General features: G+C 33.3%; 14 protein-coding genes. 10 read left to right on the top strand and 4 right to left on the bottom strand.

Going from position 1 to position 14,936, the window contains the following annotated elements:
• Positions 1-39: 39 nt before the first annotated feature.
• Together C8C83_RS07060 and C8C83_RS07065 are read right to left on the bottom strand one after the other, a co-directional pair.
• Positions 40-1,143, bottom strand: coding sequence for a glycosyltransferase (locus tag C8C83_RS07060; protein WP_121329984.1), 1,104 nt, complete (start codon positions 1,141-1,143; stop codon positions 40-42).
• Between the two features lie 202 nt (positions 1,144-1,345).
• Positions 1,346-2,290: a lysylphosphatidylglycerol synthase domain-containing protein gene (locus C8C83_RS07065; RefSeq protein WP_121327350.1), complete on the bottom strand. Its 945-nt coding sequence runs from the start codon at positions 2,288-2,290 to the stop codon at positions 1,346-1,348.
• A 104-nt stretch (positions 2,291-2,394) separates the two neighbouring features.
• On the opposite strand from C8C83_RS07065, the gene ruvC reads away from it, so the two are divergent.
• The 8 genes from ruvC to C8C83_RS07105 all read left to right on the top strand — a co-directional run bounded on the left by ruvC (position 2,395) and on the right by C8C83_RS07105 (position 7,538).
• A complete protein-coding gene (gene ruvC / locus C8C83_RS07070; protein ID WP_041516637.1) occupies positions 2,395-2,949 on the top strand; it encodes a crossover junction endodeoxyribonuclease RuvC in 555 nt (184 codons plus the stop codon).
• 87 nt (positions 2,950-3,036) lie between these two features.
• The gene (hemW, locus tag C8C83_RS07075) at positions 3,037-4,191 is read left to right on the top strand and encodes a radical SAM family heme chaperone HemW (protein WP_121327352.1); all 1,155 of its coding nucleotides are present in this window, start codon (positions 3,037-3,039) and stop codon (positions 4,189-4,191) included.
• Between the two features lie 126 nt (positions 4,192-4,317).
• Positions 4,318-4,695 carry a GxxExxY protein gene (locus tag C8C83_RS07080; RefSeq protein ID WP_121327354.1) on the top strand — a complete coding sequence of 126 codons (378 nt, stop codon included), beginning with the start codon at positions 4,318-4,320 and terminating at the stop codon, positions 4,693-4,695.
• 54 nt (positions 4,696-4,749) lie between these two features.
• On the top strand, positions 4,750-5,529 hold the full coding sequence (locus C8C83_RS07085) for a cyclase family protein (protein ID WP_121327356.1): 780 nt from the start codon (positions 4,750-4,752) through the stop codon (positions 5,527-5,529).
• Positions 5,530-5,633: 104 nt separating this feature from the next.
• On the top strand, positions 5,634-6,032 hold the full coding sequence (locus C8C83_RS07090) for a GNAT family N-acetyltransferase (RefSeq protein WP_121327358.1): 399 nt from the start codon (positions 5,634-5,636) through the stop codon (positions 6,030-6,032).
• Positions 6,029-6,379, top strand: coding sequence for a DUF4260 domain-containing protein (locus C8C83_RS07095; RefSeq protein WP_121327360.1), 351 nt, complete (start codon positions 6,029-6,031; stop codon positions 6,377-6,379). Before C8C83_RS07090 ends, C8C83_RS07095 begins: the two co-directional genes overlap by 4 nt.
• A 9-nt stretch (positions 6,380-6,388) precedes the next feature.
• Entirely contained in the window at positions 6,389-6,760 is a 372-nt protein-coding gene (locus C8C83_RS07100) for an MmcQ/YjbR family DNA-binding protein (RefSeq protein WP_099710464.1), read from the top strand.
• A gap of 70 nt (positions 6,761-6,830) precedes the next feature.
• Positions 6,831-7,538, top strand: coding sequence for a PH domain-containing protein (locus C8C83_RS07105; protein WP_121327362.1), 708 nt, complete (start codon positions 6,831-6,833; stop codon positions 7,536-7,538).
• A gap of 135 nt (positions 7,539-7,673) precedes the next feature.
• Here C8C83_RS07105 and C8C83_RS07110 read toward each other — a convergent pair whose 3' ends face one another.
• The gene (locus tag C8C83_RS07110) at positions 7,674-8,774 is read right to left on the bottom strand and encodes a DUF4407 domain-containing protein (protein WP_132011703.1); all 1,101 of its coding nucleotides are present in this window, start codon (positions 8,772-8,774) and stop codon (positions 7,674-7,676) included.
• Between the two features lie 235 nt (positions 8,775-9,009).
• Here C8C83_RS07110 and C8C83_RS07115 point away from each other — a divergent pair, with 235 nt between their 5' ends.
• Positions 9,010-11,820, top strand: a complete 2,811-nt coding sequence (locus C8C83_RS07115; protein WP_121327364.1) for a TonB-dependent receptor — start codon at positions 9,010-9,012, stop codon at positions 11,818-11,820.
• Positions 11,821-11,894: 74 nt separating this feature from the next.
• Complete coding sequence (locus tag C8C83_RS07120; RefSeq protein WP_132011704.1) at positions 11,895-12,953, top strand: phytase; 1,059 nt, start codon at positions 11,895-11,897, stop codon at positions 12,951-12,953.
• A 265-nt stretch (positions 12,954-13,218) separates the two neighbouring features.
• Here C8C83_RS07120 and pckA read toward each other — a convergent pair whose 3' ends face one another.
• Positions 13,219-14,823 (bottom strand): phosphoenolpyruvate carboxykinase (ATP), encoded by a 1,605-nt coding sequence (gene pckA, locus C8C83_RS07125; protein WP_132011705.1) that lies wholly within the window; start codon positions 14,821-14,823, stop codon positions 13,219-13,221.
• Positions 14,824-14,936 lie beyond the last annotated feature (113 nt).

Raw genomic sequence — 14,936 nt, forward strand, 5'->3', positions numbered from 1 at the left:
CCCCAAGATTATTGGAATTTAGAATTTAAAAATTGAGATTTATTTTCCAAATCTTCTTCCTTTCCATTCATAAGAACCAAACAAACTATACAGAGCCACAGCTGAACTAAAAAAAGGATAAAACAAACTACTTAAAAGCAAACTTTTTATTCTGGTTTTCTCTAAAAATTGATTTGTTATATAAAGCAATACAAAGTCAATTATAAACTTTGAAAAAGCAAACAAAACAAAAAATGAATAAGGCAAAATACCCAAAACAGAAAAGCAAAATGCAATCACGAAACTCAGATTTCCGAAGAAAACAATCAACCCCAGAATCTTCCCGAAATTACTTTGATACGAAGATGTTTTTGCTGCCCAACGCACTCTTTGATAAAATAAATCTTTCCAGTTTTCAGTTGGTTTTGTGATAACAATAGCTTCTTCCGATTTTAAATAATGAACTTTATCTGAGAATAAATTAGTCGCTTTTTGTAAAAGAAAAACATCGTCACCGCTGGCAATTTTATTATTTCCATCAAATCCATTAAGTTTTTCGAATAACGATTTTGTGTAGGCAAAATTGGCTCCGTTACACATAAAAGCTTTTTTAAGTCCAAAACTTCCAATTGTTGCGCCTTGCAAACTCGTTAAATCTAATTGCTGAAAATGATCTAAAAAAGAATTCTGGCATTTATAAGAAACTGCTCCAGCAAGCATTGAAACTTTGTTTTCCTGAATATAATTATCAAATATCAAAAGCCAATTTTCCGGCACCAAACAATCAGCATCTGTTGTAATTACCCAATTGGTTTTTACATGTTGCATTGCTGTTGAAATCGCATCTTTTTTAGGAGAATTCGAAGTCCGAATATTGTCTATTTGTAAAATGTGAAATGTAAAATGTGAAACTTGAAATTTCTCCTTCGAATTGTCATCAACCAAAATTACTTCAAATAAATCATTTGGATAATTTAAGTTCGAAAAACTGTTTAGAAGCTTCGGAAGATTCTCGGCTTCATTTCTGAACGGAACTATAATAGTAAAACTTGTTTGAGGTTTTAAATCTGTTTTCTGATATTTTTTTACTTTGGCAAAACCATAAATAAGTAAACCAATGCTCGATAAATAAATAACTAAAATTACACTAAGAATAATGGCAATCATAACTTTGGTTTAAAATCATTTAACATGAACAAATGTAGTCCCTACGGGACATTTTACTGGTGCTGTTTCTATTTTTTTTACCAACATTTAACTCCTGACGGAGTATATCTCGTAGAGATTATATATTGGTAACAAATTGATCCGTTCGAAATATTTTGTCCCGTAGGGACAACATTACTTAATCATTAAAAACTGATACTTAAATCTTTGGAGAACTTTTAAAATTCAGCACATAATAAGCTCCAATAATCACTGGTAAAACGACATTTAAAAACCACATCAAAGTACTTATAAAAACCACAATCCATTCGTTTACGCCCAGAATTCCGAAGAAATATATAGCAACACTTCCTTTTACTGCAAAGTCCAAAAACTGAAAAGTTGGCAAAGATGACGCCAAAAAGTAAACGACAGCAATTGTTGCAATCAAGGTAAAATAAGGCAAATGGACATCAAAAGCCAAAAACAAAAAGTAATACTGATGCGAGAAAACCAAATAACGCAAAGTTCCCAGAAGAATATTTTTACGATGAATTGGTTTTGGAATTTCATTAATCTTATGCAATAATTTTTCGATCGAATATCCTTTGATTTTTATTCTCTTTAAAGAGAATAAAACAATAAATAGTAAAACAAAGATTCCGAATAAAATAGCCACTGTTTGGGTTGTGATTATCTCATATTTGGCATTAAAATACAATAATCCAAAGAGTCCAAAAATCACCGTTAAAATCATCTGGATTCCGTTACAAATTAGGTTTAGGAAAACGACTTTTTTAGCTTCTGATTTTGCGTAATACAAAGCTTTCCCAGCGTACTCTCCTACTCCGTTTGGCGTAAATATTCCGGCTGTAAGCGCTGCCAAAACTTGTTTTGTTGCTTCTCCAAGAGAAATTTCATGAATTACTTTGGCTAAATTCTGCCATTTTAAAATCTCAAAATAGCGATTCAAAACACTCAAAAGCAATATAAAACCAATTCCCAAAATGGATTGATTTTTTCTAAACAGCGTAATGAACTTTTGCCAATCAAGTTTATCATTGTGCGCCAATTGATCATAAATAAAATAAAATGCGCCACCTACAATCAAAAGTTTGATCAGAAGAACTAGGAATTGTTTAGCTTTGTGAGGAATTGAAATCATGCCGCAAAAGTAATCAATTTGAAAGTGTGGCAATACAAATGTGCCAATTTGAAAATTAGAAAATGAGTCAGTTTTCTAAACCTTAAACTTGAAACAAAAAACCCTTGACAAAAGAACGCATCATATTAGGTATCGACCCCGGAACGACAATTATGGGTTTTGGATTGATTAAAGTCATCAATAAAAAAATGGAATTTTTGCAACTTAACGAATTGCAGCTTTCCAAATATGACAATCATTACCAAAAGCTAAAGATCATTTTTGAGCGTACGATCGAATTAATCGAAACACACAATCCTGATGAAATCGCGATTGAAGCGCCTTTCTTTGGCAAAAACGTTCAGTCGATGCTAAAGCTAGGTCGAGCACAAGGCGTTGCAATGGCAGCGGGACTTTCGAGAGATATTCCGATTACAGAATACGAACCAAAAAAGATAAAAATGGCAATTACCGGAAACGGAAACGCCAGTAAAGAACAAGTTGCCAAAATGCTGCAACAACTTTTAGGCTTGAAAGAATTACCCAAAAACCTCGATTCAACAGATGGTTTGGCGGCTGCAGTTTGTCATTTCTTTAACTCCGGAAAAATTGTTGCGGGAAAAAGTTATACTGGTTGGGATGCTTTTGTAAAACAAAACGAAGAACGAGTTAAGAAATGAGTCAATGTGCCAATTAGAAAATTAGATAATTCTGTAGACAATGAATAAATTATCTAATTGACACATTCTCAAATTATCTAATTAAAAATGAGCGGTATCTACATTCATATTCCTTTTTGCAAACAGGCTTGCAACTATTGCGACTTTCATTTTTCGACTTCGATGAAAAAGAAAGATGATATGGTTTTGGCTTTAGCCAAAGAAATTGTCATGCGAAAAAATGAGTTTAAGCTTTTCGACTCCGCTCAAAGTGACAATCAAATTGAGACTATATATTTTGGAGGAGGAACACCGTCGGTTTTGACGAATGACGAAATAAACTTTTTAATTGATACGGTTTACAGCAATTATAACGTTGTTGAAAATCCGGAAATAACGCTCGAAGCAAATCCGGATGATTTATCTGCAGAACGAATCCTTGAATTATCAAAAAGCCCTATAAACCGTTTAAGCATTGGAATTCAGTCTTTTTATGAAGAAGATTTGAAGATGATGAATCGCGCTCATAATTCGGCGGAAGCCATAAAATGTTTGCAAGAAGCGACTAAATACTTTGATAATATTTCGCTTGATTTAATTTACGGAATTCCCGGATTGACTGACGAAATGTGGAAACAAAATATCGAAACGGCGTTGTCATTTGGCATTCCACATATTTCGAGTTATGCTTTGACAGTTGAACCCAAAACAGCTTTAAGAAAACTAATTGATACCGGGAAAATTGCTGAGCCACAAGACGAAGTTGCTTCAAATCACTTTATGATTTTGGTAGAAAAGCTTCAGAAAAATGGTTTTATTCATTATGAATTATCCAATTTCGGAAAAGAAGGTTATTTCTCTAAAAACAATTCGGCGTATTGGTTGGGTAAAAAATATATCGGAATCGGACCTTCGGCACATAGTTATGATGGCGAGAAAAGAGGCTGGAATATTGCCAATAATTCGCTTTATATAAAATCAATTCAAAATGATGAACTTCCAATTGAGACTGAAATTCTAACAATTTCTGATCGTTATAATGAATATATTATGACTGGATTGAGAACCATTTGGGGTGTTTCGCTAGAAAGAATTGAAACTGAATTTGGTTTGGAATATCTTGATTATCTCAAAAAACAAAGCCAAAAATTCTTGAATGACGAATTGCTTTCGATTGAAAATAACATTCTAAAACCAACCATAAAAGGAAAATTTCTAACAGATGGAATTGCAAGTGATCTCTTTTACTTAAATTTGGAATAAAGGCTTAACCGCAAGGTTCGCTAAGGTTTACGCAAAGAACGCTATTTTGTTTTTATTGTAATCTAAAACTTACTTTTAGAACTTTTAAATACTATATTTGAGTCTTAATGTTTATAATTAAAACTCATGTCAGAAAATGATTTATCACGAATTGTGTTCCATTCAGCTTTGAAGGTTCATCAAACTTTAGGGCCTGGGCTTTTAGAAAGTGCTTACGAAGAGTGCTTATTTTACGAGTTAAGAAAATTCGGCTTATTAGTTGAAAAACAAAAGGCTTTACCTTTAATTTACGAAGAAATTAAATTAGATATTGGTTATCGATTAGATATTTTAGTAGAAAATAAATTAATTTTGGAAATAAAAGCAGTCGATTGTTTAAATGAAATACATTTTGCACAACTATTGACTTATTTAAAATTAACAAATTGCAAATTAGGTTTGTTAATAAATTTCAATGTTTCTTTAATAAAAAACGGAATTAAAAGAGTAGCAAACAATCTTTAATAAAAGCCTAGCGCCCTTTGCGTAAACCTTAGCGAACCTTGCGGTTAAATCAACATGATAGCAAAAATCAACAACTTCGAAATAGACTTATCAAAACCCATTGATATCTCAATTCCATTAACGAATACAGACGAAAATCCAATTGCTTGGTATATTGAAAAACCAGTTATTGAACCTGTGGTTTTTGGCGATTGGATCGGGAAAGTTTCTGAAGGAAAATCTTCTACCAATTTCAATAATATCTTTTTTAATCCGCACGGACACGGAACACATACGGAATGTTTAGGGCATATTACGAATGACTTTTATAGCATTAATCAAACGTTGAAACAGTTTTTCTTTTTTGCAAAACTGATTACGGTTGAACCTGAAAAGATTGGTGATGATTTGGTGATTACAAAAGAACATATTTCGACTTCGCTCAATATGACAAAAGATGAAGCTTCGCTAAATGGTGCAAAACCGGAAGCAATTATTATTCGAACACTTCCAAATCAACAAAATAAAAAGTCAAGAAAATACTCGAATACAAATCCGCCTTATTTATCTGAAGAAGCTGCGATTTTCATCCGCGAAAGCGAAATTCAGCATTTGTTAATCGATTTACCAAGTGTTGACAAAGAACATGACGAAGGAAAATTATTGGCTCACAAAGCATTTTGGAATGTAAAAGACACGGTTAATCTAAACGTTGATGCACGTTTAAACGCAACAATTACTGAAATGATTTATGTTTCTAACGAAATTCAGAATGGCGATTATATACTAAATTTACAAATCGCTTCGTTTGAAAATGACGCAAGTCCGAGTAAACCTATTTTATATAAAATTTAAAGTTTGCCACGAATTACACAAATTTTCGCGAATTATTTTATTTCTTTAAGCATATAAAAATTGGTGCAAATTTGTGTAATTCGTGGCAAAAAAACTAATACAATATGATTACTGTTTCAACTGATAAAGACAAACTTAATGTTCCTTTTATTCAAAATTTCCTAAAGGATATTTATTGGGCTGCGGGAAGAACTATCGAAGAAGTACAAACTACAATTGATGCTTCTGTTTGTTTTGGAATTTACTTAAATAACAAACAAATTGGCTTTGCACGTGTCATTACAGATTATGTAGTTTTTGGATATGTAATGGATGTTTTTATTACTGAAGAACATCGCGGAAAAGGATATTCGTCTATTTTGATTGAAACGATGATGAACGAACCGATTCTCAAAGACATTAAAATTTGGAGATTAGCAACAAGTGATGCTCATTTTTTATATGAGAAATTTGGTTTTAAACCTTTGGAACATCCGGAGAAAATGATGGAAAAGAAACTATGAAAACAATCGTAAAACTTGAAGAATTAGGATTATTTATCCTCGGAATCTATTTATTTAGCTTACTCAATTATCAATGGTGGTGGTTTTTGGTTTTGATTTTGGCACCCGATCTTTCTATGATTGGTTATGCCTTTGGCAATAAAACCGGCGCCTTTTTATATAACTTATTTCATCATAAAGGGATTGCCGTTTCTTTATATATAATTGGCTGTTTCTTAAAACTTGAAATCGTTCAGCTTATTGGGATTATATTATTTTCGCATTCGGCAATGGATCGGATTTTTGGTTATGGGCTGAAATATGAAAAAGGATTTAAATACACGCATTTAGGCGAAATTGGAAAATAAAAAATTTATATGAATCTAGAAACGTATTACGAATATTGTCTTTCGAAAAAAGGCGTTAGCGAACATTTTCCTTTTGATGAAGACACTTTGGTTTTTAAAGTTGGCGGAAAAATGTTTGCTTTATCTTCACTTGCTCAATGGGAAAAAAATGAACCTTCGGTGAATTTAAAATGTGATCCGGAACGCGCTCAGGAACTAAGAGCAGAATATGATGAGATAAAACCAGGTTTTCATATGAGCAAAGTTCATTGGAATACGATTGCTTTAAACGGAAATTTACCGACTGCTTTTATCAAAGAATTGATTGATCACTCGTATGAATTGGTTTTCAAAAGTTTGACAAAGAAAATCCAGAATGAAATTATTGAATTAGAAAATTAGGCATTACATTTGCAGCGTAAGATATAAACTTAACCACTCAATTAATTTGCAACTTAGCAACTTATAGAACATGAAAGAACAATTTAAAAAATTTCTGAACGAAGAACAAGATCCAAAAGCGATTGAAAAAATCACTTCGAAACTCAACGATTTATTGATGAAAAACGAAGAAATTGGTTATATCGCGGTTCAAAAAAAACCAGCAATTACTGTTTTTCCAGATAGCATAATCTTAACGAATAAACGTATTATTATTTGCAAACCTAAAAATTTAGGTCTTTCAATGGATTTTACAGATTATACCTGGGATGATATTGCAAGCACTTTTGTAAAAGAGAATATTTTGGGTTCTGAATTTTCATTTGGAACTACAACTGACCTGACAATTTCGATTGATTACATTCCGAAAACTCAGGCTAGAAAAATTTATACTTACGCAAAAGAGCAATTAGATTTATTAAAAAATCCAATTGTTGCTGAAACTCCAGTCGTAGAAACAGCGCAAGCAGTTGAAGAAGAAGATGATCTTGATGTTGAAGAAGTTGAAACGGAAGAAGTAACAAATTATGCAGAAATTTTACCTGCAACAACTCCTTACGAAACTTATGAGCCAATTCAGCAACAAAATCCAGCTCCAACCGGAGATCGTAAATTAAGTGAATTATCTAAAGAAGAACTTTTTGATAAATTACAGAATTACAAAAAATTGCTTGATAATGGTTTAATCATGCAAGGAGAATATGATACTTATAAAAAAGAAATATTGAGTTACATGTAATTTAGTCGTAAAGTCAAAAGTCGAAAGTCTTAAAGTACTTTATTTATATAAAAAGAAAGCCAGAAATAGAAAATTCTATTCTGGCTTTTTTATTTTAGACAAAAGTCAAAACTTTCAGACTTTTGACTTTAAGACTTATAGAGTCGCTTTTTGCTTTTCTACAAAACTATTGGATTGCAGTTCCAGTAATTCTTTTGCGTTTTTTCGTTGTAGATCGTAGAGACTTTTATCTTCGGCAATATCAGCGTAAACTTTATCGTGCATTTGAGCACTTGTTTTGATTAACAAATCACGTTGATATTTGTTTTGTGCCAAAGTAGCTTTCATCGCTGTTTCGGCTTCTTCTTGTTTAAAATCAAATTCTCCTTTTGGAGATAATAATTTTGCTATAATTGGAGATGTTTCAATCGCAAGAAACAACAACATTATAAAAAATGAGGGTAGCCAAGGTAATTTATCCAATGCATTAATACGCGCCATTAATCCGTCAAAACCTTCAATAATTGGTTGTGTTTGCGATACTTTTTTGTCTAAATCACTCTGAAGCTGTTTACCTAGTTTTTCTTTCTCGGCAATTTTAGCTTCGTTTGTCGTTTTTAAAGTTTCAAATTCCTTTAAAGTTGCATCGTGCTTTTCGCGTTTCTCTTTATAAACTGGTCCTTTTCCTAGTTTTTTAGTTCCTGTCGTTCCTTCGGCTTCTGTAATATAAGTTGAATATAAAGCATTTACTTCTTTTTCTTTCTTCAGAATATCGGCTTTCAAAGCTGCGATCTCAGCTTTGTTTTTATCTAAATCTGATTTGAAATAATTTCCAACTTGTTTTTTATTCGCCAATTCCATTTCGTTTTTCTCTTTCAACAAAACGGTATTGATTTCTTTTTCGAAAATTTTAATTTCTAAAGGCTTTGAGATTACGATTGCAATAATAATTGCCAACATAATTCGAGGTGTCGCTTGCAGAAATTCATCCATAAAACGATCTCTCTTTTTAATCGTAGAAACGATAAATCGATCCAAATTAAAAATAAGTAAACTCCATACAAATCCAAAAATTAAAGCGGGATAAATAGAATCAAAAACAGTAAAAAGCGCATAAGCACTGGCAAGGAAAGCCATAACTGCGGTAAAGAAAACGGTGGCGCCAATACCAACATATTTGGTTTGTTCGCCTTCTGAACAACCTTCGAGTAAGTCTCGATCTGTCCCGGAACATAGGATAAAAAATTGTTTTAACATGATTGATGATTTTTGATTGTGATTGATACGGCAAATTTAGCGCCAAAAATTTAATTCTTAGTTAAATAGTTGATTTGTTTTCAGTTGAGCTTATAAAATTTAAGTTTTATTAAATGTTATTTTAACATTAATCTATTTCTAATGTTGCAGAGGAATCATAACACTATGTTAATTTTTTTCAACTCCTTTAATAACATTAAGGTTCTAGTTTCGCAAGAAATCAAACTAAAACACAATGAAAAAAATTTATTTAGTAGTAACATTCATGCTTTTAGCCTTTTCAGGTTATGCTCAAAAAGCCATAATCTCAGGAAAAGTATTAGACATTGATGACAAACTTCCTTTGCCGGGAGCGATGATTCAGATTGTAGGAGAAAACAAATACACAGTATCAGATTACAATGGTCGTTTTGAGTTACTTAACATCAACGCGGGAACTTATCAGGTACAAGTAAAATATATAGGATATACAGCAATAACTCAAGAAATCACTGTAGAACAAGGTAAAAATAACGTGATTGATTTTGCGCTTAAAACTTCAGGAACAGAACTGAATGAAGTTGTTGTTGGAGACATTTTAAAAGGTCAGGCAAAAGCGTTGAACCAACAAAAAAACAATAAAAACATCGGAAACGTAATCTCATCTGATCAAATGGGACGTTTTCCGGATGCTAATGTTGGAGACGCTCTAAAACGTGTTCCGGGAATCACAATGCAAAATGATCAGGGTGAAGCTCGTAACATTATTATTAGAGGTCTTGCTCCGTCATTGAACTCGGTAACTTTAAATGGTGACAGAATCCCATCTGCTGAAGGAGATAATAGAAACGTACAAATGGATTTAATTCCGTCTGATATGATTTCTACAATCGAAGTCAACAAAACTTTAACTCCAGATATGGATGCTGATGCGATTGGAGGTTCTGTTAATTTAGTAACCAGAGCAACTCCAAATGGCGAAAGAATCTCTGCAACTCTTGCCGGAGGTTATATGCCAATTCGTGAGCACGGAACTTACACTGCAGGTTTTGTTTACGGAAATCGCTTTCTGGACAATAAACTTGGTGCGGTTTTCAGCGGATCTTATAATAATGTAGATTACGGATCTGACAACATCGAAAACGAATGGGTAAAAGATGATTTTGGAAATGAATATCTGCAAGCTTCAGAAATTAGAAAATACGACGTACAACGTATTCGTCGTAGCGGATCTGTAGCGTTAGATTATAAATTTGACGATAACAATACCATTTTTGCCAATGCAATTTACAATTGGAGAGATGATCGTGAAAACCGTTTCAGAACGACTTATGATGATATTGAACCTATTTATAATGGTGAAGAAATCACTGGATTTACAGGTCGTGTAAAACGTCAAACAAAAGGTGGAATTGACAATAATCGCAACAAAAATAGAAGATTAGAAGATCAACGTGTTCAGAATTATTCGATTCGTGGAGAACACTTAATCAACTCTAAATTAGATTTAGACTGGTCTGCAAATTATGCAAAAGCCAGAGAATATCGTCCTGAAGAGCGTTATATCGAATACCGTCAGAAAGGTCTTGATCTGACAGAAGATTTATCTGATATTAGATTTCCTTTGATTACAACAACGGGAGAATCATTAGACAAATTCAAATTTCAATCGGTTACTGAAAACACGGATGAAACGAGCGAAAGTGAATTTGGAGCAAAAATTAATATCCGTTTTCCTTTCACCATTATTCCATCTGAAAAAGGAAGATTACGAACAGGTCTTAGACTTCGTTTGAAAGAAAAAGAAAGAAACAACAACTTCTATTCTTACGAACCAATCAATGACGATATTGCTTTATTATCTGGCGTTCCAACAAGTTATTATGATGGAAAAAACTTTAATCCGGGAAGCAAATATGTTCCAGGAACTTTTGCATCGGCAAATTTCTTAGGAAGTTTAGATTTGAATAATACTGCATTATTTGATAAAGCAGCAGATCCTGCAGAATTTTTAGCAGTAAATTATAATGCCAAAGAAAGTATTTATGCTGCTTATGTAAGATGGGATCAGGATTTTAACGACAAACTATCTATGGTTTTAGGTTTTCGTGTAGAGAATACTCATATCGATTATACCGGAAACAGAGTTTTGGATGAAGAAGAATTAGAAAGCCAAATCAACACAACAAATGCCTACACGAATGTAATGCCAAGTCTTTCTTTTCAATATAATGCTACAAAAGATTTAGTTCTAAGAGCTGCTGCAACAACTGCATTGGCAAGACCAAACTACTATGCATTGGCGCCTTATGTAAATAATATTGCTGCTGACAAAGAAATTAGCGCCGGAAATCCGGATCTTAACGCAACTTACTCTTACAACTATGATTTCATGGCTGAGAATTATTTCAAATCTGTTGGTTTAATTTCGGGAGGAGTTTTCTACAAAAGATTAAATGATTTCATTTACAATTATAGTGATAATCAATATGACGCTGCAAAATTTGCTGCTGATTTCCCTAACCAAACTAATCCAATTCCTGTTGGTGAAAACTGGTCATTTTTACAATCAAGAAATGGAGATAAAGTTGATGTTTACGGATTTGAAGTTGCATTTCAACGTCAATTAGATTTCCTTCCGGGGAAATTCTTAAAAGGATTTGGTATCTATTTGAACTATACTTACACAAAATCTAAAGCAAAAGGAATTGCTGACGAAGACGGAAACGAAAGAAATAATATCAGTCTTCCTGGAACAACGCCGCATATGTTTAATGGTTCATTGTCTTGGGAAAACAAACGTTTTTCTGCGAGAGTTTCTACGAATTTCACTTCAGATTATTTAGATGAATTGGGTTCTGAATCTTACAAAGACAGTTATTATGACAAGCAATTTTTCTTAGATGCAAATGCTTCGTTCAAAATTACTCCAAAACTTCGCCTTTTTGCCGAAGCTAACAACTTAACAAACCAGCCTTTACGCTACTATCAAGGAGTTGAGGCGCACACCAAACAAGCAGAATACTACCAAGCCAGATATAATTTTGGTTTGAAGCTTGACTTGTAATAACCAATTTATAAAATTCCTAAATTAGGCAGAACTTAACGGTTCTGTCTAATTTTATTAAAATGAAATCCATAATGAAAAATAAATTTATACTTACTATTTTACTTTCTAGCATTTTATTCATCGCTTGTAAAGATGATAAATTAGCTCCTGTTGCTGCAAATGCCGTAAAACCAACTGTTGTTACTGAAGCTTTACCTCACGATACAGATGATCCTTCTATTTGGATTCATCCAACAGATGCTTCAAAAAGTATTATCGTAGGAACTGATAAAGACACAGATGGTGCTTTGTATGCTTTTGATTTAAAGGGAAAAATCGTTGCAAAATCAGAAGTTTTAAAACGTCCGAATAATGTTGATATCGCTTATGGTTTAATAATCGACGGAAAAAAAGTTGACGTTGCCGTAACTACAGAACGTGAATCTAATAAAATAAGAATCTTTAGTTTACCTGATTTAAAAGCAATTGACAATGGCGGAATCGCTGTTTTTGAAGGCGAAGAATTACGTGATCCAATGGGAATTGCTTTGTATACCAGAAAAAGCGATAATAAAATATTTGCAATCGTAGGCAGAAAATCAGGACCATCAGGAAGTTATTTATGGCAATATGAACTTTCTGGAAATGGAAAATTTGCTACAGCAAAAGTGGTTCGTAAATTTGGCGCTTATAGCGGAAAAAAAGAAATCGAAGCTATTGCAGTTGATAACGAATTAGGAACCGTTTTATATTGCGACGAACAATTCGGAATCAGAAAATACAAAGCCGATCCTGCTTTAAATGACAACAAAGAAATCACACTTTTCGGAAAAACTGGCTTCAAAGCTGATAATGAAGGAATCGCAATCTATAAAAAAACAGATTCTACCGGATATATTTTAGTTTCAAATCAACAAGCCAATACTTTTATGGTTTATCCTAGAGAAGGTGCAAAAGGCAATCCGAACAATTATCCTCTATTAGCAGAAATTCCAACTTCGACTATTGAATGTGATGGCGCTGATGCAACGAGCATAAACTTAGGCGGAAATTTCAAAAACGGTCTTCTTGTAGCCATGAGCAACGGAATGACTTTTCATTATTATGCCTGGGATTTGATTCAGAAACGTATTGATGAAGCGAAGAAGTAAGTTTGCAGTCGCAGTCGCAGTTTTCAGTTTCTTAACTGTGACTGAAAACTCAATATTTGTCAGGCTGAGCGGAGTCGAAGCCCCACAACGAAAGGTCACAAACTAAATAACATTTCAATGTATTGAAAACCAAGTCGAAGTTCTTTGCGTGGGCTTCGACTTCGCTCAGCCTGACATAACAACACTTTAACTCGAATTTTCATAAAAAACAAAAAAGCTGTTCATCACTGAACAGCTTTTTCTAAATGTGAATTAGTAACTTTCCTTATTCTGTAATCGGTGCGCCAGCCAAGATTTCGGCATTTGCAAATTCTTCAAATTTGGCAAAATTAGCTTTGAATTTTTGAGCCAATTCTATTGCTTTTTTATCATATAATTCAGGATCTGCCCAAGTATTTCTTGGATCTAAAATTTCACTTGGAACGTTTGGACAACTTTCTGGTTGTGCAATTCCAAATACTTTATGATTCTTAAATTCTACAGTATCCAATTCTCCTTTTAATGCTGCAGTAATCATTGCACGAGTATATTTCAACTTCATACGACTTCCTGTTCCGTAAGGTCCGCCTGTCCAACCTGTGTTGATCAACCAAACTTTTACACCCGCATCTTCCATTTTCTTAGTTAGCATTTCTGCATAACGTGTTGGATGCAATGGCATAAATGGTGCACCAAAACAAGCCGAAAAGTTAGGTTGTGGTTCAGTTACTCCAGCTTCTGTTCCTGCAACTTTTGCTGTATATCCTGAGATGAAATAATAAGCTGCTTGTCCAGGAGTTAGTTTTGAGATTGGAGGCAAAATTCCGAAAGAATCTGCCGTTAAGAAAAATATATTTTTAGGATTATGTCCAATAGATCCCGGCTGAATATTATCAATATGTGTTATTGGGTAACTTACACGCGTATTTTGAGTGATCGAAACATCATCATAATCAACTTCGTTTGTTCCAGATTTGAAAACCACATTTTCTAAAAGAGCTCCTTTTTTAATCGCTCTAAAAATGTCCGGTTCGTTTTCTTCTGTTAAGTTAATCACTTTTGCATAACAACCGCCTTCAAAGTTGAAAACTGTATTTTCTGCAGTCCAACCGTGTTCATCGTCTCCAATTAACTTACGTTCCGGATCTGCCGATAAAGTTGTTTTTCCTGTTCCTGATAATCCAAAGAAAATAGCCGTATCTCCAGCTTCTCCAACATTTGCACTACAATGCATTGGTAAAGTATTTTTGAAAACCGGTAGAATGAAATTTAAAGCAGAGAAAATTCCTTTTTTCATTTCTCCTGTGTAACCAGTTCCGCCAATAAGTGCCACTTTTTTAGTAAAGTCCAAAATTGCAAAATTAGACTGACGTGTTCCATCTACAGCAGGATCTGCCATAAAACTTGGTGCACAAATCACTGTCCATTCCGGCGTAAAGTTTGCCAGTTCAGACTCTTCTGGTCTTAAGAACATATTATAGCAAAACAAGTTTGACCAAGCTGTTTCTGTAACAACGCGAACATTTAATCTATAATTTGCATCTGAACAAACATAAGAATCACGTACAAAAACTTCTTTGTCTGATAAAAACTTAGTTACCTTATTGTATAATTTTTCGAAAGCTTCTGTTGAAAACGGAATATTGACATTTCCCCACCAAACCTTATCTTCAGTTATACTATCTTTTACAATAAAACGATCTTGTGGAGAACGTCCTGTAAATTCACCTGTATTAATTGCCAAAGCTCCAGTAGAGTTCTCAACACCTTGGCCTGATTGCAAAGTAATCGCATGCAATTCATCTGCAGATAATTGGTAGCGAACTTTTGCATTTTCAATTCCTAAATCATTTAGCGAAATCGATTGCGTGAAAACTGTGTGACTGTCCATAAATTTTTAGTTGTGTGTGATATTTATAAAAAGCAAAATTATAGAATTTATTATTAAACCTTTAAAAATATTTCAATTTCACTTTAATTTATATCAATAAAGTAAAAATTGAT

Origin of the sequence: Flavobacterium sp. 90 (assembly GCF_004339525.1) — a bacterium.
Classification (GTDB): Bacteria; Bacteroidota; Bacteroidia; order Flavobacteriales; family Flavobacteriaceae; genus Flavobacterium.